At 62.3% G+C, this 25,540-nt stretch carries 28 protein-coding genes; 9 read left to right on the top strand and 19 right to left on the bottom strand.

What is annotated here, in order from left to right; all coding sequences use genetic code 11:
* Positions 1-5: 5 nt before the first annotated feature.
* Together AAC850_RS08495 and tadA are read right to left on the bottom strand one after the other, a co-directional pair.
* Positions 6-227: a hypothetical protein gene (locus AAC850_RS08495; RefSeq protein WP_340588281.1), complete on the bottom strand. Its 222-nt coding sequence runs from the start codon at positions 225-227 to the stop codon at positions 6-8.
* Between the two features lie 50 nt (positions 228-277).
* A complete protein-coding gene (tadA, locus tag AAC850_RS08490) occupies positions 278-742 on the bottom strand; it encodes a tRNA adenosine(34) deaminase TadA (RefSeq protein ID WP_340588280.1) in 465 nt (154 codons plus the stop codon).
* Between the two features lie 109 nt (positions 743-851).
* On the opposite strand from tadA, the gene rpmB reads away from it, so the two are divergent.
* On the top strand, positions 852-1,139 hold the full coding sequence (gene rpmB / locus AAC850_RS08485) for a 50S ribosomal protein L28 (protein ID WP_340588279.1): 288 nt from the start codon (positions 852-854) through the stop codon (positions 1,137-1,139).
* A 17-nt stretch (positions 1,140-1,156) separates the two neighbouring features.
* Here the strand turns inward: rpmB and AAC850_RS08480 are convergent, their stop codons facing one another.
* The 4 genes from AAC850_RS08480 to xseA are packed head-to-tail and all read right to left on the bottom strand — an operon-like array spanning position 1,157 to position 4,862.
* Complete coding sequence (locus AAC850_RS08480; RefSeq protein ID WP_340588278.1) at positions 1,157-2,194, bottom strand: esterase-like activity of phytase family protein; 1,038 nt, start codon at positions 2,192-2,194, stop codon at positions 1,157-1,159.
* A 25-nt stretch (positions 2,195-2,219) separates the two neighbouring features.
* The gene (locus AAC850_RS08475; protein ID WP_340588276.1) at positions 2,220-3,152 is read right to left on the bottom strand and encodes a M23 family metallopeptidase; all 933 of its coding nucleotides are present in this window, start codon (positions 3,150-3,152) and stop codon (positions 2,220-2,222) included.
* A 5-nt stretch (positions 3,153-3,157) separates the two neighbouring features.
* Entirely contained in the window at positions 3,158-3,361 is a 204-nt protein-coding gene (locus AAC850_RS08470; RefSeq protein ID WP_340588275.1) for a DUF2093 domain-containing protein, read from the bottom strand.
* Positions 3,362-3,404: 43 nt separating this feature from the next.
* Complete coding sequence (xseA, locus tag AAC850_RS08465; RefSeq protein WP_340588274.1) at positions 3,405-4,862, bottom strand: exodeoxyribonuclease VII large subunit; 1,458 nt, start codon at positions 4,860-4,862, stop codon at positions 3,405-3,407.
* Between xseA and purD the strand changes: the two genes are divergently transcribed.
* On the top strand, positions 4,861-6,147 hold the full coding sequence (gene purD, locus AAC850_RS08460) for a phosphoribosylamine--glycine ligase (protein ID WP_340588273.1): 1,287 nt from the start codon (positions 4,861-4,863) through the stop codon (positions 6,145-6,147). The two genes, xseA and purD, sit on opposite strands and share 2 nt — an antisense overlap.
* 124 nt (positions 6,148-6,271) lie before the next feature.
* The gene (locus tag AAC850_RS08455) at positions 6,272-7,090 is read left to right on the top strand and encodes a hypothetical protein (RefSeq protein ID WP_340588272.1); all 819 of its coding nucleotides are present in this window, start codon (positions 6,272-6,274) and stop codon (positions 7,088-7,090) included.
* Between the two features lie 42 nt (positions 7,091-7,132).
* On the opposite strand, the gene AAC850_RS08450 is transcribed toward AAC850_RS08455, so the two are convergent.
* The gene (locus AAC850_RS08450; protein ID WP_340588271.1) at positions 7,133-8,131 is read right to left on the bottom strand and encodes an adenosine kinase; all 999 of its coding nucleotides are present in this window, start codon (positions 8,129-8,131) and stop codon (positions 7,133-7,135) included.
* A gap of 80 nt (positions 8,132-8,211) precedes the next feature.
* Here AAC850_RS08450 and AAC850_RS08445 point away from each other — a divergent pair, with 80 nt between their 5' ends.
* From AAC850_RS08445 to AAC850_RS08435, 3 genes are all read left to right on the top strand, one after another.
* Positions 8,212-8,919, top strand: coding sequence for an EI24 domain-containing protein (locus AAC850_RS08445; protein ID WP_340588270.1), 708 nt, complete (start codon positions 8,212-8,214; stop codon positions 8,917-8,919).
* Between the two features lies 1 nt (position 8,920).
* Positions 8,921-9,346 (top strand): hypothetical protein, encoded by a 426-nt coding sequence (locus tag AAC850_RS08440; protein ID WP_340588269.1) that lies wholly within the window; start codon positions 8,921-8,923, stop codon positions 9,344-9,346.
* Between the two features lie 69 nt (positions 9,347-9,415).
* The gene (locus AAC850_RS08435) at positions 9,416-10,357 is read left to right on the top strand and encodes a hypothetical protein (protein ID WP_340588268.1); all 942 of its coding nucleotides are present in this window, start codon (positions 9,416-9,418) and stop codon (positions 10,355-10,357) included.
* Positions 10,358-10,390: 33 nt separating this feature from the next.
* Here the strand turns inward: AAC850_RS08435 and AAC850_RS08430 are convergent, their stop codons facing one another.
* The 11 genes from AAC850_RS08430 to AAC850_RS08380 all read right to left on the bottom strand — a co-directional run bounded on the left by AAC850_RS08430 (position 10,391) and on the right by AAC850_RS08380 (position 19,978).
* Positions 10,391-10,747 carry a HesB/IscA family protein gene (locus AAC850_RS08430; protein ID WP_340588267.1) on the bottom strand — a complete coding sequence of 119 codons (357 nt, stop codon included), beginning with the start codon at positions 10,745-10,747 and terminating at the stop codon, positions 10,391-10,393.
* On the bottom strand, positions 10,747-11,268 hold the full coding sequence (locus AAC850_RS08425) for an SUF system Fe-S cluster assembly protein (RefSeq protein WP_340588266.1): 522 nt from the start codon (positions 11,266-11,268) through the stop codon (positions 10,747-10,749). Before AAC850_RS08425 ends, AAC850_RS08430 begins: the two co-directional genes overlap by 1 nt.
* Positions 11,268-12,458 (bottom strand): aminotransferase class V-fold PLP-dependent enzyme, encoded by a 1,191-nt coding sequence (locus tag AAC850_RS08420; RefSeq protein WP_340588550.1) that lies wholly within the window; start codon positions 12,456-12,458, stop codon positions 11,268-11,270. The genes AAC850_RS08425 and AAC850_RS08420 overlap by 1 nt, the downstream gene beginning before the upstream one ends.
* A 14-nt stretch (positions 12,459-12,472) precedes the next feature.
* Entirely contained in the window at positions 12,473-13,243 is a 771-nt protein-coding gene (locus AAC850_RS08415; RefSeq protein ID WP_340588265.1) for a SufD family Fe-S cluster assembly protein, read from the bottom strand.
* Positions 13,240-13,986: a Fe-S cluster assembly ATPase SufC gene (gene sufC / locus AAC850_RS08410; RefSeq protein WP_340588264.1), complete on the bottom strand. Its 747-nt coding sequence runs from the start codon at positions 13,984-13,986 to the stop codon at positions 13,240-13,242. The genes AAC850_RS08415 and sufC overlap by 4 nt, the downstream gene beginning before the upstream one ends.
* Entirely contained in the window at positions 13,979-14,242 is a 264-nt protein-coding gene (locus tag AAC850_RS08405; protein ID WP_340588262.1) for a hypothetical protein, read from the bottom strand. Before AAC850_RS08405 ends, sufC begins: the two co-directional genes overlap by 8 nt.
* A complete protein-coding gene (locus AAC850_RS08400) occupies positions 14,232-14,732 on the bottom strand; it encodes a DUF559 domain-containing protein (protein WP_340588261.1) in 501 nt (166 codons plus the stop codon). The genes AAC850_RS08405 and AAC850_RS08400 overlap by 11 nt, the downstream gene beginning before the upstream one ends.
* A gap of 307 nt (positions 14,733-15,039) precedes the next feature.
* On the bottom strand, positions 15,040-16,536 hold the full coding sequence (sufB, locus tag AAC850_RS08395) for a Fe-S cluster assembly protein SufB (protein WP_340588260.1): 1,497 nt from the start codon (positions 16,534-16,536) through the stop codon (positions 15,040-15,042).
* Positions 16,533-16,976, bottom strand: a complete 444-nt coding sequence (locus AAC850_RS08390) for an SUF system Fe-S cluster assembly regulator (protein ID WP_340588259.1) — start codon at positions 16,974-16,976, stop codon at positions 16,533-16,535. Before AAC850_RS08390 ends, sufB begins: the two co-directional genes overlap by 4 nt.
* A gap of 155 nt (positions 16,977-17,131) precedes the next feature.
* Positions 17,132-17,935, bottom strand: coding sequence for a helix-turn-helix domain-containing protein (locus tag AAC850_RS08385; RefSeq protein ID WP_340588258.1), 804 nt, complete (start codon positions 17,933-17,935; stop codon positions 17,132-17,134).
* Between the two features lie 228 nt (positions 17,936-18,163).
* On the bottom strand, positions 18,164-19,978 hold the full coding sequence (locus AAC850_RS08380) for a DUF885 domain-containing protein (protein ID WP_340588257.1): 1,815 nt from the start codon (positions 19,976-19,978) through the stop codon (positions 18,164-18,166).
* A gap of 284 nt (positions 19,979-20,262) precedes the next feature.
* Here AAC850_RS08380 and AAC850_RS08375 point away from each other — a divergent pair, with 284 nt between their 5' ends.
* The 3 genes from AAC850_RS08375 to AAC850_RS08365 all read left to right on the top strand — a co-directional run bounded on the left by AAC850_RS08375 (position 20,263) and on the right by AAC850_RS08365 (position 24,928).
* Entirely contained in the window at positions 20,263-21,309 is a 1,047-nt protein-coding gene (locus tag AAC850_RS08375) for a quinone-dependent dihydroorotate dehydrogenase (RefSeq protein ID WP_340588549.1), read from the top strand.
* 10 nt (positions 21,310-21,319) lie between these two features.
* Positions 21,320-23,035 carry a gamma-glutamyltransferase gene (gene ggt / locus AAC850_RS08370; protein WP_340588256.1) on the top strand — a complete coding sequence of 572 codons (1,716 nt, stop codon included), beginning with the start codon at positions 21,320-21,322 and terminating at the stop codon, positions 23,033-23,035.
* A gap of 87 nt (positions 23,036-23,122) precedes the next feature.
* Positions 23,123-24,928: an AMP-dependent synthetase/ligase gene (locus AAC850_RS08365; protein WP_340588255.1), complete on the top strand. Its 1,806-nt coding sequence runs from the start codon at positions 23,123-23,125 to the stop codon at positions 24,926-24,928.
* 9 nt (positions 24,929-24,937) lie between these two features.
* Here AAC850_RS08365 and AAC850_RS08360 read toward each other — a convergent pair whose 3' ends face one another.
* On the bottom strand, positions 24,938-25,468 hold the full coding sequence (locus tag AAC850_RS08360) for a hypothetical protein (protein ID WP_340588254.1): 531 nt from the start codon (positions 25,466-25,468) through the stop codon (positions 24,938-24,940).
* Positions 25,469-25,540 lie beyond the last annotated feature (72 nt).

Below are 25,540 nucleotides of genomic sequence, written 5' to 3'. Positions count from 1 at the left end.
TCGCATCAAGCGAAGAGATTATGCTCGTGGTGCCGCTCCAATGGTCCGGGAATATCCAGGTCATCGGGCGCTTCGTGCTCATGGTCGAGAGGGCCTGCAAATGGGGCGATCCAGAACCGGAAACATTGATCCGTCGCCGCGAGCATAGACTCGAACCAGGCCGCCATCATGTCCTCACACAAGATCACTTGCGGTGGCAGTTCGATTTCTTGGTCTTTACGGGTCATGATTGGCGCAGCTCCTGATTATAAAAATCCAACTAGAGCTGCCGCAAGGTTTACGTCCCTTGCCGCCGCTCAGCAAAAAACGATCGCAACACCTCAGCTGCTTCGTTTTCGCCCAAGCCATCATACACCTCCGGCCGGTGCAGACATTGCGCCTGATCAAACACCCGCGCGCCATGCTCGACCGCGCCGCCCTTGGGATCGCTCGCGCCATAATAAAGCCGCGCGATTCGGGCGTGGCTGATCGCACCGGCGCACATGGCGCATGGCTCCAGCGTGACGTAGAGGTCGCAGCCGATCAGTCGTTCGTCCCCCAGCGCCTCTGCCGCACGGCGAATCGCCACGATCTCGGCGTGGGCGGTTGGATCGTGTTCGGCACGGGTGAGGTTGTATCCCTCGCCCACCACTGCTCCATCCTTGACCACAACTGCCCCCACGGGCACTTCGCCCACTGTTGCAGCCTCCGCGGCGAGCGCCAGCGCGCGGCGCATCGGTTCAGAAAGGGGCCATTTGCTCATGGCGTGGAGCTAGCTGTTCGCTTGACGAATCTCCACCCCCCCTGTATGCGCCCGCCTTTCCCAGCTACAAGCTGATCCAACCTAACCGTTTCGAACGAGAGATTTCGCCATGTCGCGCATCTGCGAACTTACAGGCAAGGGCCGCCAGGTCGGCAACAATGTCAGCCATGCCAACAACAAGACCAAGCGGGTGTTCCTGCCCAACCTGCAGAACGTCACGCTGCTGAGCGAAAAGCTCGACCGCAGCTACAAGTTCCGCGTTTCGACGCAGGGCCTGCGTTCGGTCGAACACAATGGCGGTCTCGACAACTGGTTGCTCAAGACCCGCGACGACAAGCTGTCCGCACGCGCGCTCAAGGTAAAGCGTGAGCTGAAGAAAGCCGACGCCGAAGCCTGACTCTTTCGTAGCGTCAGCTAAGGAATTCGAGGCGCGCGGGGGATTCCCTCGCGCGCTTTTTCTTGTGCTTGCGGCAGATGCCCGTCCCACACGAGCTTCGCCAACAGCGTCCGCTGGAAAGAGGCAAGGTTGTCGTCAGCAATGATCCACAGCACATGGCTGCCATTGGCCTGCTGCTGCACCGCCAGCCCCTCGTAGTTCTCGGGCGGCAGGAGCCGGTCGAGATCGAGCAGCTGGGCGACTTCCAGCAGATCGCCATCTTGCAAACCATTGGGATCGGCGATGCCCAGCGCGGCGGTAAAGGGCGGCCAGCCCCACGAAACACGGCGCATCAGCACCATTACGCGGCCATCGGGCAAGGCCGCCATGTCGGTTGGTACCAACCCGCCTGGCAAGGCAACGTGAAAGCGGATCGGCTCTGCATCGCGAGTCGGGTCGCCGGGATAGAGCAGGCCGGTCAGGCCATCTTCGGGAAGCACGATGAAGCGCCCGTCGGGTAGCCGCGCCATCGCTTCCGCGCCCGCATTGACCCGCCAGTCGCGCCATTCGGGCGGCTCGCGCAGCGCTTCCAGCTCGCTGGCCCGCGAATAGCGGATCACAGCATGGTCGCTTTCGAAAGCGAGCCAGTAATCACCCGTTGCCGCATCGCGCGTGGCGGCTTCGATATCGGGCACTGTCCTGCTGAGCCTGCCGCGATTCCAGACATGGGCGAAACTCGATTCAAACTCGCCGGGTGATTCGGGGCGGGCAAAAGTCAGGCTGGTCCCGCGGTCGGAAAAGGCGCGCAGTCTCTCGCCGTTGTCGAGGACGAGCAGCGCCGAGTAGCCGCCGAAATCCAGGTTCGGACTGGCCAGCTCCCACACGCCTTCGCGGGTGAAGCCTCCATATCGCTCGCTTTCGGGAAGCTCCGTCAGCTCTGCCATGCCGAGCGATAGCACGTGGCGGTCGGGAATATCGGTGCGGACAAGGGTGCCCGGAGCGAGCGCCACGGCCAGCAGAATTGCGGCGATCAGGCGCCTTTTTCGCGTTTTCAGGTAAGTGCTTGGCACGGCCATGCGGCCAGAAACGTCACGCGCGCCGTCACGGCATCGGACCGACGAACAGCAGCGGATCGAGCCGGGCAAGATGCCACTTGATGCTCCAGTGCAGATGCGGCCCGGTGGCGCGGCCCGATGATCCGATAGCCCCCAGCGTCTGTCCGCGCTCGACCCTGTCTCCTTCTCGCACATCGATCCGCGACAAATGCAGGAAGGCGCTGTTGAGGCCCTGACCGTGGTCGATAATCAGCAAATAGCCTTCGATACTGAATGGCGAATCGGTGGCGAGCGTCACAATGCCCGATGCGGGTGCGACGAAAGGCGTGCCCGTCGGCTGGGCAATATCGAGGCCCGAATGGTAGCTCCCCGGTTCGCCGCGATAGATGCGTTGTGAGCCGAACCGGCCAGAAATGCGGCCTGTGACCGGCCAGACGAAGTCGTCCTTCCATCCGGTCGTCGGCGAATTGGCCGTGCGTGCGTCCCAGATCGCATCGAGTTCGGGCTGGCGGCGGCGCATGAAGGCTGCACTGCTGCCGCTGGGGCGCAAGGCAATATCGACCCGCTCGATATCCCAGTTGCGCGGCGAAACGGCGACGGGGCTGCGCACTTCGCGGCCATTCTCGAGCGTGGCGACAAGCTCTGCCGTCGTCCCAGCATCGCGGTCGAACGCGGCGAAGAATCGGCCATCACTGTCGAGTTCGACCGCCTGATCGCCGAGCCGCGCGGAGACTGTTCCGGCAGGCGCTTGCCCACGAATCCAGCCGCCTTGTGTCAGTTCGCCATCGAAAACAAAAGTCGTCGGGCCACTCGGGGTCGGGGCGGGAGCCGGCGAAGGCGCAGGCCTCGGTTCAGCCGCAATCGGCTGCACGGTTTCGGAAGGTGCGGCCTCGGCCTGCTCGGGTGTATTACCGGCGGGAGGAACAACGGCGCAACCGGCCAGTAACGTGGCCAGCCCCGCGAACGGGATCAGTCGCATGGCGATCACTGGTCTTCGAGCGCGCGCTTGGTGGCGAGATCGGCGGTGGCGTAGGCCTCTTGCAGGTCAACGCTCCAATAGCGCAGCTCTTCAAGCGAGATCGGCACGCCGCTTACCGCACAATTGACGAAATGGCCCGGCTTGATCACGCGGAAGCCATTGGGGCCGTACATGAGCGTGGCGGCATTTTCTGAGGAATTCATCAGCATGGTGCCTATTTAGGTGATCGAGCCGCTCAAAGCAATTTCGCTGCTAAAGTAGCTTGGGCTGGCCGCTTTCGGGCAACGCCTTGGCCTTCTTGCGCGGCTTTCGCAGGGTGTCACCGGGGGTCGCGGTGATCGCGCCATCGGCAAACTTGATGTTGAGCAGCGGCTGCTGGCCCGCAGATGCCGCACTCGTCACCGCCTTGCCTTGCGGGTCGAGCACCATGGCATAGCCGCGCGACAGAGGCTTTTCGGGATGCAATTGCTCGGTCAGTCGCCATAACGCCTCCAGTCGCCCGCGCTGTTCTGCAATGGGCCGCGTGATCAGCGCGGGTTCGAGCCGCGCCGCGCCAAGACGCTGCTTCGCGTCCCGCAGAGTGCCGCGCAGGATGGCGGGCGAGAGGCGCAAGTCGGCCAGCCGCTCACGGCCCTTCGCGGCACGGTCGACAAGGCCTTGCCGCAACCTGCCGCCCAGATCGTCGAGCCGCTGTGTGTGCGGCTGCAACAATTGCTCGGCACCCGGAAGCCGCCCGACGCGCGCCTCCAGCCGTTCGCGCCCGAGATCGACCGGACGCATGACCACCTTGCGCTGGCGCAGCGCCATGTCTTCCAGTGTGGCTGCCAATTCACGCCGCACCGGCACTGCCATTTCGGCAGCGGCGGTGGGCGTGGGCGCGCGCTTGTCGGCGGCGAAATCGCACAGCGTCGTATCGGTCTCGTGACCCACGGCGCTGATCACGGGGATCGGCGATTCGGCCACGGCGCGGACCACGACTTCCTCGTTGAAGCCCCACAGATCCTCGATCGAGCCGCCACCGCGCGCCACGATCAGCAGGTCGGGCCGCGGCACCGCGCCGCCCGCCTCAATGCCGCCAAAGCCGCGCACGGCAGCCGCCACCTGCTCGGCCGCGCCCTGCCCCTGGACCAATACCGGCCACACCAGCACATGGGTGGGAAAGCGATCCTCCAGCCGGTGGAGGATGTCGCGGATCACCGCGCCGGTGGGTGAGGTCACGACGCCAATTACCTTTGGCGCAAATGGCAGGCGGCGGATATTGCCGAACAGGCCTTCCGCCTCGAACCTCTTGCGGTTTTTCTCCAGCAGCGCGAGCAGTGCCCCCTCGCCCGCGATTTCCATGCGTTCGACGACGATCTGGTATTTCGAGCGTCCCGGATAGGTCGTCAGCTTGCCGCTCGCGACCACTTCCACCCCGTCTTCGGGCTGGAATGGCAAACGCCCCGCCTGTCCGCGCCACATCACCGCATCGAGCACCGATTTCTCGTCTTTCAGGCTCATGTAGAGATGGCCTGATGCGGCGCGCTTCACGCCCGAAAGCTCTCCGCGCAGCCGGACGAAGCCGAAGCGGTCTTCCACGGTGCGCTTGAGAGCCTGCGAAATCTCGGTAATGGAGAGCGGAGCGGAATTGTCGCCGTCGCGCGATGAGGACACCAGCCCGTTTTCACTGTCGTCACCCAAGGGGGAATTGCCTGATGAGTCTTTGGCCATGAATATCCTGGTTCTGGGGTCGGGCGGGCGCGAACATGCCCTGTGCTGGAAGCTGGCGCAATCCAGGGCGATCGAAAGCGAGGGCGGAACGCTCTACGTATCCCCCGGCAATCCGGGAATGGAGGACGTCGCGCGCATCGTGAGCGTCGATGCGGCCAGGCACGACGATGTCATCGCTTTCTGCAAGACACACGATATCGGACTGGTGGTGATTGGCCCAGAAGCGCCGCTGGTGGACGGTCTGGCAGACAGTCTGCGCCAAGCGGGCGTGGCGGTATTCGGCCCCTCTGCCCAGGCGGCGCAGCTCGAAGGCAGCAAGGGTTTCACCAAGGCGCTATGCGACCGTGCGGGCATACCCACCGCGGGCTACGTGCGCTGCACCTCGCCTGACGAGGCGATGAAGGCGCTTTCGACTTTCGCCCCGCCCTTCGTGCTCAAGGCCGATGGTCTGGCAGCAGGCAAGGGCGTCGTGATCGCCGACAATGAGGATCACGCGAAAGAGGCGCTGGAAGACATGTTCGGCGGCGCATTCGGAGCAGCGGGTGCCGAAGTCGTGATCGAGGAATTCATGTACGGTGAGGAGGTCAGCCTCTTCGCACTCACCGATGGGACCAATGTCATCCCGTTCGGCACGGCGCAGGATCACAAGCGCGTTGGCGAAGGTGATACCGGACCCAATACCGGCGGCATGGGTGCCTATAGCCCGGCCCGCGTGCTGTCAGACGAATTGCTGGCCGAGGCGATGGAGCGGATTGTATTCCCCACCGTGCGGCAGATGAAGGATGAAGGCATGCCCTATCGCGGCGTGCTCTATGCCGGGCTGATGCTGACGGACGAAGGCCCAAAACTGGTCGAATACAACGCCCGGTTCGGCGATCCCGAATGCCAGGTGCTGATGATGCGGCTGGAAAGCGATCTGGCCGATTACATGCTCGCCTGCGCCAATGGCACTCTGGGCGAGCTGGCGGCACCGCTCTTTGACGATGCCACCGCGATGACCGTGGTGATGGCCGCGAAGGGCTATCCCGGTACTCCCGAAAAGGGCGGCGTGATTGATCTTTCGGGCGTTGCGGAAGGCAGCGGCGTGAAGGTCTTCCACGCAGGCACGAAGTTGCAAGCGGACGGCACGCTGGTCGCCAATGGCGGACGCGTGCTCAACGTCACCGCAGCAGGCGCGGACACGAAAGCCGCGCGCGACGCCGCCTATGCGGCGGTCGATGCAGTCGATTTCCCGAGCGGGTTCTGCCGCCGCGATATCGGCTGGCGGGAGATCGAGCGGGGCTAGTTGTTGCCGGTTTGGGTCTCGGCTTGCCAAGCCAACCACGAGTGGCCCCTCAATTAGGTCGGTTTGCTTGCCACGCGTGCTGTGGTAGATCGCCGCGAGGGTCGCATCAAGAGGGGGAATCTTGATGCCGTATCGTCACGCGCACTATTTCATCGGCTTCGTGCTCGCCGTAATTATCGCTGGATTCTGGGCGAGCTATTTCGCGGTTTCGGAAAGTATACCCGTTGCCTTTCATGTCCATGCGGTTTCCGCGATGGCGTGGCTGGCACTGTTGCTGGGGCAGCATCTCGTCATCCAACGGCGCGCGAACGCGCTGCATCGGCAGATGGGCAAGGCGAGCTTTGCGCTCTTCCCGTTCCTTATCGTTGGCTTTGTCATGATCATCAATGTCAGCGCCAAGAGCTATGCGGCGCGCGAAAGCGATTTCATCATGTACAACGGCCCATCCTTCGGGATCGGCATGATCGTGGCGATCGGCGCGTATATTACCCTGTTCTATCTCGCGTTGAAGAACCGCCGGAACGTGAAGCTCCACGCCGGCTATATGCTGGCGACGCCGTTGATTTTGTTCGAATCGCCATTCAGCCGCGTGATAGGTGGTAATTTTCCCTGGATGAACGTGATCGGGAGTGAAGGATTTCACGGGCTCATCGACACAATCATCATCAGCAATGCCATGGCTATGACCCTTGCGTTCGTGCTTTACCTGATGGACCGCAGGAATGGCGCGCCATGGCTGGTCGCGATTGGGTTCATCGCCGCCCAGTCGCTGGCCATGTGGTTTGCCCCGTCGAGCGACATGCTCGGCTCCTTGTTCGATGCCTACGCTACGATTCCGCGAGAAATGACACTCGTCGCCGGTTTGTTCGCGGGCGCCGCAGCCGGATGGTTAGGTTGGGAAGCAGGCAAGAGGCCCAAGCGCGCTGCCGTAATGCCTGCCTGAATCGGAACCTGCAGCAAGACGAAATCGCGGCAGGCTGGAAAGCTAGCCGCCCAGCTTCTCGGCCATAAGTGCCTTCATGTCGACTTCGGGACGCGGGCCGTAGTGGCTGATGACTTCAGCCGCCGCGATAGCGCCGCGCTTCAGGCATTTGTCGAGCGATTCCCCCTTGGCATGGCCCGACAGGAAGCCCGCAGCGAACTGGTCGCCCGCGCCGGTTGTGTCCACGACCTTGCCGATGGGTTCGGCTGCCACTTCCGCACGTTCGCCATTGGCAATCGCCACAGCGCCTTTTTCGCTGCGGGTCGCCACGAGAACAGGAACCTTGCCTGCGATCGCCGCGAGGCCGGTGTCGAAATCGTCTTCGCCCGTCAGCGTGGCAAGTTCGCTTTCGTTGACAAACAATATGTCGATCACACCGTCCTCGATCATGGCGCGGAAATCGCCACCGTGACGATCAATCACGAAACTTTCGCTGGCGGTGAAGGCAATTTTGCGACCTGCATTGCGGGCCACTTCGATGGCGCGGCGCATGGCCTTGCGCGGTTCTTCAGGGTCCCAAAGATAACCTTCGAGATATAATATCGCGCCACTTGCGATCAGTTCTTCATCAAGTGCCGAAGCGGGCAGGAATTGGCCTGCGCCGAGGAAAGTATTCATCGTGCGCTCGCCATCGGGCGTTACGAAGATCAGGCAGCGACCTGTAGGCGGATCACCCTTCAGCGGAGCGGTGTCGAAATCGATGCCCGTGGCGCGCATATCATGCGTAAAGACCTCGCCCAGCTGATCATCGCAGACCTGCCCGACGAACGCACATTGCAAGCCAAGCAGCGATGCACCCGCCAGCGTATTGGCTGCCGAGCCGCCCGAAACCTCGCGCGCCTGCCCCATGGCGGCATAGAGAGAGGTCGCGCCATCTGCATCGATCAAAGTCATGCCGCCGCGATTGAGGCCGAGTTCCTCGATCAGCTCATCGTCGCAGGAAGCGATCACATCGACCACGGCATTGCCGATGGCGATTACGTCGTAACGGGGGGCAGTCATGAATTCTCCTGAAGTGTTTTTGGCGTGTTTCGCCGCGTTGGCGTTGACTTGGCGGAAGGGCCGCGCAATCGCAAGCCGTGATGGCATCGGTTCCGACATCTCTGGCACTTGGCTTCGGGCAATTGTTCGATGGCGCGGTGCTGCGCATCTTGCTGAAGAGCGTCGCGGCAACGCTGGCGGTCTTCGTCATCGTGACAACTGCCGGCTGGTATGCACTCGACTGGGCGCTCGCTTCGGGCGGACTGGACGACACGAGCTTCACCGGCGCCGGTACGGTGCGTGAGGCAATTTCGCTGGTGCTGGCGGTAATCGGCGTATGGCTCGTGTGGCGAATCGTCGCCATGGCCGTGGTGCAATTCTTCGCGGACGAAGTGGTCGAGGCTGTCGAGCGGCGGCATTACCCGGGCGAGGCTGGCATGGCGCGACAACTGGGGCTTGGCGAACAGTTCGGCAATGCCGCACGGTCCACCGGACGCGCGCTACTGTTCAACCTGCTCGCCGCACCGATAGCCATTGTGCTGCTGTTCACCGGCGTAGGCACGCTCGCAGTGTTTTGGCTCGTCAACGCATTGCTGCTGGGCCGCGAATTGCAGGACATGGTCTGGCTGCGACATCGTCAGGATGAAGCGCAGGACGCACCGATCGGCAGGCGGCAGCGCTTCATGCTCGGCGGTGTGATCGCCGCGCTGCTGCTGGTCCCCTTCGTCAATTTCCTCGCTCCCGTGCTCGGCGCGGCGAGTGCGACACATCTTGTTCATCGTTCCAATCGCAAGGTTTCTCCCGCCTGATATGCGTCTGATATTCCCTCTTTTCGCCGCCGGACTGCTGTCGGCTTGTGTATCCGCGACGCAGGTGCCCCCGCCGCCGCAGCGTCCACCCGAAACCACGCAAATTCCGCCGACGCGGCCCGGCCCGCCTGCGCCAGCGCCGGTGGCGGGCTACCGTGCACCAACGATCATGGAAGGCCCCGGACTTGCCGGGATCATCCGCGAAGATGCGGGCGCGCTGCAACGTCGTTTCGGCGCGCCGCGCCTCGATGTGGCGGAAGGCGACATGCGCAAGATGCAATTTGCGGGCGAGGCCTGCGTGCTCGACATATTCCTTTATCCACTTGCTGCTGGCGGCCAGCCGGTCGCGACATGGATCGAGGCGCGGCGGTCATCGGATGGTGCAGCGGTGGACCGGCTTGCCTGCATACAGGCACTCTCCCGCTAGGGCGCCGGTAACCCGAATTTAAGGCTGTTGTGGCATTGCGAAGTCCAAACGGAGGGATTTCGAGTACCCATGACCATGCATTTCGCCGATATCGCCCGCCATGCCGCCGCTGATGGCGGCATCAGTTCTGACGAAATCCTCGCCATGCGCCAGGCCGGCTGGGCTGATGGCAGGATGACCCGCGCCGAGGCGGAAGCCATTTTCGCCGCGCAGCACGCTACGCAAAACCCGAGCAGCGAATGGAGCGATTTCTTCGTCGAAGCCATCAAGCAGCACGTTCTCGAAGGCAGCGAACCGCGCGGTTATGCAAGCGAGGAAGAGGCTCACTGGCTGGTCGGCCAGGTCAAGGCGGATGGCAAGGTCTGCTCGATGACCGAGCTCGAACTGCTCACCCGCATCATCGAAAAGGCACACAATGTCCCGTCTGTGCTCAAGGACTACGTTCTCGAAGTCATCGAAACCGAAGTGCTGACCGGTACAGGCCCCACCCGCGATGGCGGCGAATTGTCGGATACGCATGTGACCGAGGCCGAATGCAAACTCACCCGCCGGGTCATCTTCGGTGTCGCAAGCGATCGTCCCGCTGCGGTCAGCCGCCGCGAGGCCGAAATGCTGTTCCGTATCAAGGATGCCTCCGAACACGCAGCCAACGCTCCTGATTTTAAACGTCTGTTCGTGCAGGGCGTGGGCAATTACATGATGGGCTTTGCCGGTGCCGCGGGCCAGATCAGCCGCGATCGCCAGCTGGAACTGGACGCTTTCATTGCCGACAACAAGCCAAGCGTGGGTCGCTTCATGGGCGAAATGGCCGTGGCGGCTCCCAATGCCTTTGGCGTGGTGTTCGGCAAGCGCGACAGCGGCCCCACCCGTGATGAGCAGGTGGCAGCCGACGCTGCGGTAACCGATGGCGAGCAGAACTGGGTCGATTCGCAGATCGGACTGAACGGCAAGGTCGACGAATACGACCAGGCACTGCTGGAATTCATCGCGGAAGAAACCGGCCGCGCATGAAATGCCTCGGGAGCTCGATGACGCTCCGCAGCGCTAGACCATGAAACTTTCGCCGCAACCGCATGCGCCCTTGGCGTTGGGGTTCTCGAACGTGAAACCTGCGGTGAAATCGTCTTCCACCCAGTCCATCACGCTGCCGACGAGGTAGAGCACGCTCGCGCCGTCGATGTAAAAGACGCCGCCCGGCGTCTCGATCTTCTCGTCGAAAGCGACCTCTTCGGTGACGTAATCGACCGAATAGGCAAGTCCCGAGCAACCCCTGCGCGGGGTCGACAGCTTCACGCCGATGGCATCGTCGGGCGCTTTCGCCATGAGATCGGCCACGCGCTGTTCGGCGGCCTTGGTGAGAGTTACGGCGGCGGGCATGGTGCGGGTCTTGGGATCGGCCATCAAAGCATCCCCAGTTCGAGCCGCGCCTCGTCGCTCATCTTGGACGGGTCCCACGGCGGATCCCATGTCACAACGACTTCCGCATCGCGCACGCCGGGCAGGCCCATCACGCGCATCTCGATTTCCTGCGGCATGGTTTCAGCGACCGGACAATGCGGCGTTGTCAGCGTCATGGTGACGACCACATCCGATTCTTCACTCACCTCAACATTGTAGATCAGGCCGAGGTCGTAGATATTCACCGGGATTTCCGGATCGTAAATGTCCTTGAGCGCGTCGATCACGTTCTGGTGCAGTTCACCGCCGGGTTCACCCGGAGACACGTTCTCCGGCTTCTTGGCGAGGAAACCGTCAAGATAGTCGCGCTTGCGCTCCAGCTTAGCGCCAGCGCTTTCCTCATCGGGGATCGGGGCGTCCGACACCCGCGCGCGCGGCGGCTTGCCGACGACCTGCTCGTTGGGAGCAGGTGCCGCGACATAGTCCTTGCCGGTCTTCGATTCCAGGTCGCTCTGATTATCCATCAGCCGAAAATCCTCTTGGTACGTTCGATGCCGCGGATCAGCGCCGCCACATCATCTTCATCCGAATAAATGCCGAAACTGGCGCGTGCCGTAGCGGTCACGCCCAGCCTGGCCATCAGCGGCTGCGCGCAATGGTGGCCCGCGCGGATCGCCACATTCTCTTCATCCAATATGGTGCCCAGATCGTGCGGGTGAATACCGTCGATCAGAAAACTGACGATGCCTGCACTTTCTTCCGGGCCAAACAGCGTCACATCGTTCATTGCGCCAAGCGCCTCGCGCGCCTGCGCAACGAGATTGGCTTCATGCGCGTGGATGGCGTCCAGCCCGATGGCGGAGACGTAATCGCAGGCGGCCGCAAAGCCCACGGCTTCGACGATTGCAGGCGTGCCGGCCTCGAAGCGTTGCGGTGCGGGCGCATAGGTGGTCTTCGCAAAGCTGACCGCGTCGATCATCGCGCCGCCACCTTGCCACGGCGGCATGGCATCGAGCTGTTCCGCCTTGCCCCACAACGCGCCGATACCGGTCGGGCCGTAGAGCTTGTGCGCGCTGAAGGCGTAGAAATCGCAGCCAATCGCAGCCACGTCGACCGGCATGCGCGGCACGGCCTGGCATCCGTCGAGCAGCAGCTTTGCGCCGACTGCATGCGCCAGTTCGGCGGCGCGCCTGGCATCGAGCATGGAGCCCAGCACGTTGGAGACATGCGCAAAGGCGACCATCGTGTGTTCCGGCGTGAGCATGGCTTCGGCGGCGTCGAGATCGATCTGCCCGTCGTCGGTGATCGGGCACACATCCACCTGCCATCCGGCCAGCTGCCACGGCACGATGTTGGAATGATGCTCCAGCTCTGACAGCAGCACGCGGCCCTTGTCCGGATAGGAATAGGCGAGAAGATTGATCGCCTCGGTCGCGCCGCGGGTGAAGATAAGCTCGCTGTCCTTCCCGCCGATCAGCGCCGCGACGGTGCGCCGTGCATCTTCAAAACCGCGCGTCATGTCCGCCGAACGGGCGTAAACGCCGCGGTGGACGGTCGCGTAGTCCTTGCCGGCAGCATCGCTCAGCGCGTCAATCACGACTTGCGGCTTTTGCGCGGTCGCGGCTGAATCGAGATAGTGCCACGGCGCGCCGGCGGGCGTCACCAGGCCGGGGAAATCGGCCCTGCTGGCGAGCGGGCGAGAGATCGCTTCCATGGCCGGGGAGGTGCTCAAAGCGTGTCCTCCAGAAAATCGAGCGTTTCTGACAGCATCCGCTCTTGCGTCGCATCGTCATCGATCGCGACAAAGGCATCGCCGATGAAGGCCTGCACCAGCAGGCGCTTGGCGACCTGCGGCGAAATGCCACGGCTGGCCATGTAATAGCGCGCCATTTCATCCATCTGCCCGATCGCTGCGCCATGTGCGCACAGCACGTCGTCGGCGAAAATTTCCAGTTCCGGCTTGGTGTTGGCGCTGGCGCCCTTTTCGAGCAGGATTGCGCGGAAATTCTGCGCAGCGTCGGTTTTCTGCGCGTCGCGCGCGACTTCGATACGGCCGAGGAAATTGCCCGTCGAGCGGCCCCATTGCACGGAGCGGACGACCTGGTTGCTAGTTGCATTGGGGTGCGCATGGATAGTGCGGGAGACGAATTCCTGCACCTTGTCGCCACCGCCCAATATCACGCCGCCAAATTCGAAGTGTGCGCCTTCTTCCAGCGTTACTTCGACCTCAACGCGGTTGTATCGTCCACCGGCATTCGTGACGAAAGCCTCGAACCGGCCCCCCTTGCCGACGTGCACGCGCAGGCGGTCGACCGCGCCGGGGCATTCGCTGCCCGAGGAGATGACCTTGCATTCGCGCCGCACTTCACCCGCCGGCACATCGAGCGTGCGCCAGTGGTGGATCGCGCCGGGATCGGATGCCGCGAGGAAATCCGCGTCGGCATAGCGCCAATCCTCGTCGTGCGTGGTTGGCAAAGGGAGGGTTGCCGCTTCGCTCATGCCGCCATCACCTCGTCATAGCCTTCGGCCTCGAGCTGCTTGGCGAGATCCGCGCCACCGGTCTTCACGATGGCACCTTGCGAGAGGATATGGACGAAATCGGGCTGCACATAGTCGAGCAGGCGCTGGTAGTGCGTAATCAGCAGCACGCCCTTGGCCGGGTCGCGCATGATCGCATTGATCCCTTCGCCCACAACCTTGAGCGCGTCGATATCAAGTCCGCTATCGGTCTCGTCGAGCACGGCGAAGGCGGGATCGAGAATGCCCATCTGGACCATCTCGTTGCGCTTTTTCTCGCCACCCGAGAAGCCGACGTTTACGTTACGCTTGAGCATTTCCATGTCGAGCTTGAGCAGGCCTGCCTTCTCGCGCGCCAGCTTCAGGAAATCGCCGCCAGACAGGGGTTCTTCGCCGCGCGCCTTGCGCTGGGAATTCAACGCCTCGCGCAGGAATTGCACGTTGGATACGCCGGGGATCTCGACCGGATACTGGAAGCCGAGGAACATGCCCGCAGCGGCGCGCTCGTGCGGCTCCATGTCGAGCAAATCCTTGCCCTTGAAGCTGACCGAACCGCCGGTCACTTCGTATCCGGGGCGCCCGCCCAGCACATAGGCGAGCGTAGACTTGCCCGCGCCATTGGGGCCCATGATCGCGTGCACTTCGCCCGCGTTCACTTCGAGCGTGAGACCCTTGAGGATAGGCTTGCCGTCGATTTCGGCGGAGAGGTTGTCGATTTTAAGCATTGTCGTCTTTCTGTGTGTCGAACGAGATCGCGAGCTTTGCCGCGTCGTCGATGAAGCCGATATCGCCGCGATGGTGCGGGCTTGCGGCCTGTTCGTAATAGTCGAGTGCGGGATCTTCAGTGCCCGCCATGAGAATGTCTTGCGGCATCGTGCCTTCGAACCACCAGACATCGGCCTTGGACCAATTGGTCAGCTTGCCGGCCATGCCGTGGTCCTGCGCCATGCGCACCAGGGTCAGGATGGACTCACTCGCCACGCTCATCATCCTTGCGCCCTTGCGCGAAATGTTCGCGGCGGGCCTGCGCCTTGTCGGCAATGCGCAGGCGCATTCCGGCGGTGATGCGAGCGAGGACCTCGTCCATGTTTTCGAGAATGTCGGCGGCCTTGATGTGCATCACGCGCACACCGACCGATTCGAGGCTCTTGTCGCGGCGGCGGGCGAGCTTTTCATCCGCGCCCTCCTCGTCGATGGCGATGGCCATGCCGAGGTTGTGGCAGTTGAAATCGACAATCGCGCTGCCGACCACGGCGAAGCGCTTGAAGGTGTATTTGCCGAGGTCAGCCTTGGCGAAACGCGCCGCGAGCGCCTTGTGCGCCTCGGACGCATGCCGCTTCATATCGCGCGCCTGATCGTGCAGCACATCGAGTCGCTTGTCGGAAATCTTCCAGCCCCGGCCCTTTTTCTCGAGCGCGGGCGCTTCGGCATCGGCAGTGTCGCGCACCTTGAGGGTTTTGCGTTCAGTCATCAGAGCGCCGCACCTTCTTCGTTTAGCATGTGTCGTACGATCGCCACGAAAGCCTGATCTTCTAGCAGGCCGGACGCATCGCCAATCACTGTTGGTTCGCCACATTCCGGGCAGAGTGCGGTCCATCTGGGTACGCGGTTGTTAGTCTCTGGGCTGACCCATTCATCCCGCCAGTCAACCACCGCCTTTGCAGCGAATGCACGTGAGCAGCCAAAGCATTCCGCGCCTCGACTTGCCTCGAGCTGTTTCTTGTTACCGCGACTGTGGGAGCGGGCCATTGAGACTACGTCCGATTTGGAAAGCTGCTTCACCCCACACTCCCCTCAAGCGAGATTGCCAGCAGCTTCTGCGCTTCGACGGCGAATTCCATCGGCAGTTCCTTCAGCACCTGCTTGGCAAAACCGTTGACGATCAGCGCCACGGCCTCTTCCTCGCCCAGCCCGCGTTGCATGGCGTAGAACAACTGGTCGTCGGAAATCTTGCTGGTGGTTGCCTCGTGCTCGATCTGCGCGGTCGGGTTCTTCACCTCGATATAGGGCACAGTATGCGCGCCGCATTTGTCGCCGAGCAGCAGGCTGTCGCACTGGGTGAAATTGCGCACATTGTCGGCATTCGCGCCCACGCGGACAAGGCCGCGATAGGTGTTGTTGCTCTTGCCCGCCGAAATCCCCTTGGAAATGATGGTCGAGCGCGAGCCCTTGCCATTGTGAACCATTTTGGTTCCTGTATCGGCCTGCTGGTGGTTATTTGTAACCGCGACCGAGTAGAATTCGCCGACGCTGTCTTCACCGTTGAGCACGCAAGACGGGTACTTCCACGTCACCGCGCTGCCGGTTTCGACCTGCGTCCACGAAATTTTCGAGCGGGCGCCCTGGCACAGCCCGCGCTTGGTGACGAAATTGTAAATCCCGCCCACGCCTTCGGAATTGCCCGGATACCAGTTCTGCACGGTCGAATATTTGATCTCGGCATCTTCCATCGCGACCAGTTCCACCACTGCGGCGTGGAGCTGGTTCTCGTCGCGCATCGGAGCGGTGCAGCCTTCGAGATAGGAGACGTAGGACCCCTTCTCGGCCACGATCAGCGTGCGTTCGAACTGTCCGGTGTTTTCGGCGTTGATGCGGAAATAGGTCGACAGCTCCATCGGGCAGCGCACGCCCTCGGGGATGTAAACGAAGGTGCCATCCGAAAAGACCGCGCTGTTCAAGGTGGCAAAGTAATTGTCATGCTGCGGCACGACCTTGCCGAGCCACTTCTTCACCAGTTCCGGATATTCGCGCACCGCTTCGCTGATAGAGCGGAAGATGACGCCTGCGCTCTCCAGCTCCTTGCGAAATGTGGTGGCAACGCTGACGCTGTCGAACACTGCGTCGACGGCAACCTTGCGCGCACCTTCGACGCCCGCGAGCACTTCCTGCTCGGCAATGGGGATGCCCAGCTTGTCGTAGACCGCCTTGATTTCGGGATCGAGATCGTCGAGCGAATCCAGCTTGGGCTTGGCCTTGGGCTCGGCGTAATAATAGGCGTCCTGGTAATCGATCTTGGGATAGCCGACCTTGGCCCAGTTGGGCTCTTCCATGGTCTGCCACAGGCGGAACGCCTTGAGCCGCCAGTCGAGCATCCATTCCGGCTCGCCCTTTTTGCCTGAAATGAACCGTACCGTGTCTTCGGTCAGGCCCTTTTCGGCGAATTCCTGCTCGATGTCGGACGACCAGCCATGCTCGTAATCGGCCGCCTTGGCGGCTGCATCGCGCGCATCCTGGTCCATCTCGTCGCGGGACTGGAGCTGTGTGTCTTCGGTCATGCCAGTTCTACTGTTGTTTGCCGGAGCATTTCCGGACCTGCCTGCTGGAGCACCAGCCGGGTAAGCGAAATATCGGCGAGCGCGCCGCGCAAGGCCGAATTGATGAGCGGCCAATGCGGCTTCACCGCGCAACCATGGTCCACCGCGCATTCGCCGTTTTCCATGCACGCGGTAAGCGCAATCGGGCCTTCGATGGCCTCGACGATATCAGCGACACTGATCGCAGCGGCAGGCCGGGCCAGTTGCAGGCCTCCGCCAGCGCCGCGCATGGAGCGCAGCAGGCCCGCAGCGGTGAGCTTGCTGACAACTTTCTGCACCGTCGGTACGGGAAGCCCTGTTTCGCCCGCCAGTTCGCTCGCACTGGTCCGCCCGCCGCCGCAATGGCGCGCTGCGGCCGTCATCGTGACGACGGCGTAATCGGCTAGGTTGGACAGTCTCATGTTCTCGCGCGCAATCTAAATCAGACCAAATCAGTCTGATTAGCCATCTATGCGTAAAATGCGCTGAATCAACCCGAATCCGCCTGTTGCGAGTCGTTAGCAATACAGACTCGGACAACGCTAGCCGCGCACGTGTCGCGCAAGCGGATTGCGGATTAGGAAGCCCGGAAATCCTGCAGTCGGCTGAAGTTCTTCATTTGCAGCAGCGTTTTTAGGATCGGCTGTCCGTCACCGCCAAGGCGCGAAGGGGTGTAACCACAATAGCGGCGGATCTCGTGCACCATATGCGGCTGGTCGTAGAACGCGTCGGCGATTGCACCTTCTTCGTGATGCGAAAGATTCTCCTTCGCCAGCAACGCAGCAGCCCTGACCGCGCGGTATTTGCGTGCAAGGGCTGCGGGTGGAAGGCCGAAATACCGCTCGACCAATCGCTCGGCCTGCCGGCGCGAATAGGCTAGGTTTGCGAAAAGGGATTCCAGTTCGGGATTGAGCGACGTGCCCAGCCACGCGATGACCTGTTCGATAAGCCGTTCATGCGCCCGCGGAATAGTGCCGAGACGCCCGCCGATCCAATTGCCGAGCGCGCGCGCAGCCTCCAGCCCGGTTAATTCGCCCGCACAATAATCCTCGGAAAGCTCGGCCGCGAAAACCTCCACTTCGTCACCCAGCAATTCGGTGGCAGGCATGAAGCGGTCGATATATTCGCAGGCCGGCTTGCCGGTTAGCGCCGCCCAGCCGAGCGGAGAAAGCGAAGCGCCGATGGCATGCCACGGCCCCCGCATCTCGAACGGCGCGGCGGAGCTGAACCCGCTGAAAAGATGCGCCTTGGCGGTGGCAGGATCGGCGCGCTCTGCAAATCGCATGGCACCGCTACCCTTGGGAAAGACCACCAATTGGCCGAGCGCGCCGGGTTGCAGATCCTCGATTTGTGGCAGCTCGGTAGTGAAATGGAACAGCACCAGGATGTGGCGCGCCAGTTCGGGCGGGGGGTCAAAATAATCTAGGGAAAAAGGGGACGGCATGTTTCACCAGATGCGACCCGTGAATCATGCCGCCCCGCTTGTCGCAGTAAAGTTCGGGTAGCGACCAAACCCGAGCGACCCCCATCAATGGTGGTAGCCGCTCCCGTTGGCTGCGCATTGTAACTCAGCGACATTGTCGCTTTCCTACAAGTGAGTGTTGTGAATTTAGCGCAGTTCTGCCGCAATCCAGGCATCAACCTGCTCCTCGAGAATATCAAGTGGCACAGGGCCATTGACCAGCACCACCTCGTGGAACTGGCGGATATCGAAGTCATCGCCCAGAGCGGTCCGAGCCCGTTCGCGCAGCTCCATGATCTTCAGCTTGCCGATCATGTATGCTGTCGCCTGTCCCGGATAGACTATGTAGCGCTCGATCGCCTTGCGGATATCGCCGTCGGGATTGGGCGTGTTTTCGGTGAGATAGGCAATTGCCTCTTCGCGGCTCCAGCGCTTGTGGTGGATGCCGGTGTCGACCACCAGCCGCGCAGCGCGCCACAGCTCCATGCCAAGCCGGCCGAAATCCGAATAGGGATCGGTATAGAAGCCCATGTCCTTGCCAAGCTCTTCCGAATAAAGGCCCCAACCTTCGGTATAGGCAGTGAATCCGCCGAACCGGCGGAATGGCGGCAAATCGCCCAGGCCGGTCTGGATGGATCGCTGCATATGGTGGCCGGGCGATGCCTCGTGATAGGCGAGCGCCTCCAGCTCGTTCCGGCTCATGTCGCGCAGATTGTACAGGTTTACGTAATAGGTGCCCGGCCGCGAACCGTCGGGCGCGGGGCTCTGGTAGAATGCCTTGCCCGCGCTCTGTTCGCGGAAGGCCTCGACCGGCTTGATCTGCAATTCATACTCGGGAAGCGTGATGAAGAAATGGGGCAGGCGCTCGTCCATGGCGGCAAGCACCGTGTCCACTTCGGCGAGGTAGTCTTCACGGCTGGTGTGGAAGAACTGGTCGCCATTGCGGGTATACTGGAAGAAGTCCTGCAGGCTGCCTTCGAAGCCGACCTGTTCCATGATGCCGCGCATCTCGCCGTGAATCCGGGCCACTTCGCGAAGGCCGATATCATGAACCTCGTCAGCGGACAGATCGGTGGTGGTGTAGTAAGACAGCAGCGCGTCGTAGTAATCCGCGCCCTGCGCAAAGCGCCAAATCCCGTCATCGGTCGGCGCAACTGCCTGCTGGCGCAGTATCTCGGCCTGCAATCGCTGGTAAGCGGGGATGGCGTGAGCCTGCCACGCAGCCTCTGCATCGGCGACCAGCGCCGCCTGTTCGTCTTCGCTGATGTCGAGCATGCTTACTTCGCCACGAAAATCCTCGAGCACCGCATTGTCGAGCCCCGCAGCCAGCAGGTTTTCGATGTCACTGAGGACATAGGGATAGACCCAGTCAGGCGGCATGACGCCATTGGCCGCACGCTCTGCCGCGCGGGCGATCAGCGTGTCCATCAGCCCGCCAATGCCCTCGATCCGCGATATGTAGGAGCGCGCGTGATCCGTATTGGTCACCGTGTGGGTATTGATCAGGAAGGCCGGGATACCGCTCTGCGACCCGTTCATCTGGTCGAAAATATAGCCGTACTCGCGATAGGGGTCGAGCAGGGCGGAACGCTCCGCCACGGCCTCGAACAAGCGATAGGATAGCGCATCCTGGCCGTCGAGTTCAGCCAGGTCATACCCGGAGCGCATCTGTGCAAGATAGGCCAGTCGCAGTGCCCGGCGAGCATCATCGGCCTCGACCGACTCGTCGTTCCATAATCCGTAATCTTCATCGCGAATGCCGCGATAGGCCTTTCCTTCGGGCGACATGGCAAGGCTGGCAGCATCGTAGTTCTCGAAGAAAGCGTTGATGTCGGCCGGCACTTGCTGCTGCGCACTCATCGATGCGCCGGACGCATCTGCCTGGCCCGAAACATTGGTGCAGCCTGCCAGCGCGAGCGCGCTGGTGGCGAGGATGATCGAATGGCGGAGGGGGAGTTTCATTACGGCGATCCTTGGTAGCTTTGAAGCAACGCCTAGGCGAATCGCGGCACGGATGAAAGCATGTCCGGCAGCAAGTGCATGAGAGCTGGATAAAAAAGAGGGCGGCAATCATAAGACTGCCGCCCTTCTAAGTGGAGAACTCGTTACGCCTTGCGCTTCGAGCCCTTCGGGTCGCAAGAGCCTGATATGCGATTCGTGTGGCAATTTATTGTAAGAAGGCGACATCGTTCCAGCTTTCGGCGATTTCGCGCAGTTTTGTTTGCACCATAATGGATCTAACTGCCATGAGCCGCGCCATGTTCTACGATCTCCTCCGCCCCGCCATCTTCAAACTCGATCCCGAACGCGCGCACGGGCTATCGATTGCAGCGCTGAAAGCTGGGCCGAAAGGCAAGTGTGCCGAGCCCGGCGGACCGCTCGCCGTGAAACTGGCAGGCCTCGATTTTCCCAATCCGCTGGGCATGGCTGCGGGTTTCGACAAGGATGCCGAGGTACCCGGCGCGCTACTGGGCCTGGGGTTCGGCCATGTCGAGGTCGGCTCGATCACACCGCTGCCGCAGCCCGGTAATCCCAGGCCCCGACTTTTCCGGCTCGTGGAGGACGGGGCTGTCATCAACCGCATGGGCTTCAACAACCACGGGCTGGAGGCCGCGCACAAGCGACTTGTGAAACGCCTGTCAGACCGGCCCGGGATTGTCGGCGTGAATGTCGGCGCGAACAAGGAATCGGATGATCGCATTGCCGATTACGTCACCGGCATCACGGCGATGAAGCGCGTGGCCGACTACATGACGGTCAATATCAGTTCTCCCAACACACCCGGCCTGCGCAACATGCAGGCCAAGGGGGAGCTGGAAAACCTGCTCGAAGCCGTGGCGAGCGCTCGCAGCCAGGGCGATCCGCCGGTCTTCCTGAAGGTCGCGCCTGATCTGGAGGATGGCGACCACGAGAGGATCGTGCGCGCCGCGCTCGATAATGACATTGCGGCGCTGATCGTGTCGAACACCACGATCTCGCGCCCGCCACTGACCTCGGCCGACGCGGGCGAGGCTGGCGGTCTTTCGGGCGCACCGCTCAAATCGCTCGCGCTCGCGCAATTGCGCAAGTTCCGCGATGTGGCCGGAACCGACCTGCCGCTGATCGGGGTGGGCGGAATAGCGACAGCACAAGATGCATGGGAGCGCATTCGCGCAGGAGCCAGCCTCGTGCAGCTTTACAGCGCGATGATTTACCGCGGACCGGGCATTGCCCGGGAGGTTACCGGAGGGTTGGAGGAATTGATGCGCCGCGATGGCTTTGCCTCCATTGCCGACGCAGTCGGAAGCGAATAGGCCCGCTACCATGAACTATTTCCGCGCCGTCCTCGCCGCCTCTTCCGCCGCCATCCTGCTGACTGCCTGCCAGTCGCTTGAGACTTCGCCGGCAATGGAGCCAACGCCGCTGGCGCATAACGGCGTCGTCAGCGCAGCCGATCCGCGCGCTGCCGAAGCCGGGGCCGAGATCCTGCGACAGGGCGGCAGCGCCACTGATGCAGCAATTGCCGTCATGCTCGCGCTCACCGTGGTCGAGCCACAGAGTTCGGGCATCGGCGGCGGTGGATTCTTCCTGCGCAGCGATAGCAATGGTGCCATCATCTCGATCGATGGCCGCGAGACCGCGCCTGCCGAGGCGGGATCCGACTGGTTTCTGGGTGAGGATGGCGAGCCGCTGGGATACCGCGATGCCGTGATCAGCGGGCGTTCGGTTGGTGTGCCGGGCAGTATCGCGCTCGCCGCCAGGGCGCATGAGCAATACGGGCAATTGGAATGGGCGGCGCTGTTCCAGCCCGCCATTCGCCTTGCACGCGAAGGCTGGGTGTTGAGCGAGCGCGGCGCATACTACGCGGAGCGGTCCCGCGAACGGGCGGCACACCAGGCGGAAGGCCGCGCGCTGCTGTTCGACAGCGAAGGCAAAGTCCGGCCGGTTGGCACACGGCTGACCAATTCGGTGCTTGCCGATACGCTGGAAGCTCTCGCTAATGATGGTCCGAGCCATATCTACGAAGCGACGGCTGCGGCCCTCGCGGCGCATGTCGCAGCGCAGACGCCCGGAACTGCCGCGATGCGCGAGAGCGACATCACGGAATACACCACTGCCGACCGGCCCCCGCTGTGTGGCGACTATCGCGAATATACGATTTGCTCGATGGGTCCGCCATCTTCAGGGGCAAGCACAGTGCTCGCGATTATCGGCCAGCTCGAACGCTTCGACATGGCAGCCCTGGGCGCCGCATCGCCCACGGCATGGCACCTGTTCGCCGAAAGCCAGCGCCTCGCCTATGCCGACCGCGAAGCCTATCTGGCCGACCCCGATTTTGTATCGGTCCCCGCGACAGGCCTGACCGATCCCGCCTATCTGTCAGCACGCAGCCAGTTGATCGCACCCGGGACGCGGATGGCAACGGTCGCGGCCGGCACACCGGCGGGAATTGCCAGTGCGTGGCCCGACGGCGACGAGCCGGTCGAGAACGGAACCAGCCACTTTGCCGTGGTCGACAGCGCGGGAAATGTGGTGTCGTGGACGTCGACCATCGAAGGCCCGTTCGGCTCCGGGCTGATGTTCGGCGGCTATTATCTCAACAACGAACTGACCGACTTCAGCTTCCGCCCTTCGCGCGACGGCCAGCCGGTTGCCAATCGCGTGGAAGGCGGCAAACGGCCGCGCAGTTCAATGGCGCCGACAATCGTGTTCGACGAAAACGGTACGCCGGTGCTCGCAATCGGAGCAGCGGGCGGAAGCACCATCCCTGTGCAAGTCGCCAAGGCGCTGGTCGGCTATATCGACTGGGACCTTTCGGCTCAGGAAGCCATTGCTCTGCCGATGCTCTATTCGCCCGCTGACCGGGTCGAGCTGGAAGAGGGCAATACTGTTCCCGGCCTCCATGCCGCGCTAGAAGCGATGGGGCACAATGTCACCACGCGCGGTCTGCCGCTCAAGGCAAACGCGGTTGAATTCCGCGCTGGCCGATGGATAGGCGCCGCCGATCCGCGCAGCGAGGGCGCGGCGGTAACGCAATAGCGCCGGGCTTGCGGGAGAGCGCCGGGGGGCCTAACTCGCTGGTAATTACACATGCAACCGGGATTACCCGGTGCAAGCGGGAGAATAATGCGCGTGCAGCTGAATGACATCGACGATGCCCGGAATCTGGTTGCGCTCTTCCTGCGGCGTGCCGATCAGAAGGGCGATGCCCCTTTCCTGAGTGCAAAGGTGGATGGCGAGTGGACCTCCACCAGCTGGGCAGACGTCGCACGTCAGGTCTGCCTGATGGCGGAAAACCTGCGTCGCATCGGCCTGCGCGATGGCGACCGTGTGGTCATCGTGTCCGAGAACCGCCCCGAATGGTGCATCGCCGATCTTGCAGTGATGGCGGCAGGCGGCATTTCCACTCCCGCCTACACCACCAACACCGAACGCGATCACGCCCATATCCTGGACGATTCGGGTGCCAGCACGGTCATCGTATCGAATTCCAAGCTGGCCAAGGCGCTGTTTCCCGCGATCATGAAAACCGGCCGCGCCAAGAATGTGATTGCCATCGATCCGCTCGGCTCCTCGCAGACCGGGCCTTTCGACCTGCACAGCTGGGACGATATGCTGGCCGGCGATGCTGCCGAGGCCCGTGCCGCGGTGGAAAAGCGCATCGAAGGCATCCAGCGCCAGGACACCGCATGCATCATCTACACCAGCGGAACGAGCGGTGCGCCACGCGGCGTCATGCAGCCGCATGGCGCAATCCTGTGCAATGTCGCGGGCGCTGCCGAGGTGCTTGTCGAGGATTTCGGGATCGAGGACGAACGCTTCCTCTCCTTCCTCCCGCTCAGCCACGCTTATGAGCATTCGGGCGGCCAGTTCCTGCCCATCGGCGTGGGCGCGGAGATCTATTACTCCGAAGGACTGGAGAAACTCGCCAGCAATATCGAGGAAGTGCGTCCCACGATCATGGTGGTCGTGCCGCGCCTGTTCGAAGTGTTGCGTGCGCGGATCATGAAGCAGGTGAGCAAGCAGGGTAAATTCGCCAATTACCTGATGGATCGCGCGCTATCGATAACCGAGCACGAATCGAAGCACGGTGCCAAACGGCTGCTTGACCTGCCGATGGACCTGATCTTGGAACGCACGCTGCGGCCCAAGATACGCGCACGTTTCGGTGGGAGAATGAAGGCGATGGTATCGGGCGGCGCGCCGCTCAATCCTGAAGTCGGCAATTTCTTCGAGGCAATGGGGCTGACCATGCTGCAAGGCTATGGCCAGACCGAAAGCGGGCCGGTGGTCAGCTGCAATCGCCCGCGCGCAGGCCTGAAGATGGATACGGTCGGCCCGCCGCTGCGCGGTGTCGAGGTGAAGATCGCCGAAGACGGCGAAATCCTCGTCCGCGGCGAGCTGGTGATGAAGGGCTATTGGCAGCGTCCCGACGATACCGAACGCACTCTGGAAGGCGGCTGGTTGCACACGGGCGATGTGGGGCATCTGGACGAAAAGGGCCGGATCAAGATCACTGACCGAAAAAAAGACATCATCGTCAATGACAAGGGCGACAACGTCGCACCGCAGAAGCTGGAGGGGATGCTTACGCTCCAGCCCGAGATCAGCCAGGCGATGGTGATGGGTGACAAGAAGCCATATATGACCGCGCTCATCGTGCCCGATGCCGAATGGGCCGCGGACTGGGCGCGGGTGAATGGCGAGAAATTCGATATGGCCGAGCTACAGGCACTGCCTGCATTCGGCAGGGCAGTAAAGGCCGCGATCGACCGGACGAACCAGGACTTGTCGGTGATCGAAAAAATCCGCAAATTCGAATTCGCGGACGAGCCCTTCACCGTCGACAATAACCAGATGACCCCGACGATGAAAATCCGTCGCCACGAAATCCGCGAAACCTATGGCGAGCGCATGGAAGCGCTGTATTGACGCCTTCGGTCAGGCCGCTTCGTCGACAATTTTCTCGGGATAGAAGCCCGGCTCGGTGGGTGACCATGCGGGTGCGGTGGCGGCGGCTTCGCTGAGGCTCTGAAGCAGCAGCTTGCGACGTTCAGGCGCAATATGCGGTAGCGCGGCCGCTCCGCAAAATGCCGACGGCAGATATGGCCGCACAGCCGCGCCGAGCAATCGCTCATAGAGGAACCGATAGGCCGAGAAGCCGTCGATCTGCTCAAGCGCGAGGTCGCCAGCGGAAATGCGGATAAGCGAACCAAGGAAACCCTCGATGCCGTCGAAACTGGCACCGGCGGGCACCAGTGCGCGCAACTGGCGGAGTTCGCGATAAGCGAGATATTGCTGGCGGATGGCGCGCTGGTCCTTGGGATCACGGCTCCACGACTTGAATGCGTCACCTCGGCCCAGGCCAATGTCTAGCGAGCGTTCGATAAAATCGCGCTCGTGCACGGTAAAACTGGCAAACTCGCGCATCTCGGCAATCGCGATTGAAGCGGTCTTTGATGTGTGGCCCATGTCACGGACTCCAGCTGTTTCAAAGCTGTTGTCGCGCAGCATGGTTAATATTGCGTGTGGCTGCGCCGTTTT

Origin of the sequence: Erythrobacter alti, from assembly GCF_037996805.1 — a bacterium.
GTDB lineage: Bacteria > Pseudomonadota > Alphaproteobacteria > Sphingomonadales > Sphingomonadaceae > Alteraurantiacibacter > Alteraurantiacibacter alti.
The sequence above is the reverse complement of the archived record's forward strand: the minus strand, read 5'-3'. Positions and strand labels throughout refer to the sequence as shown.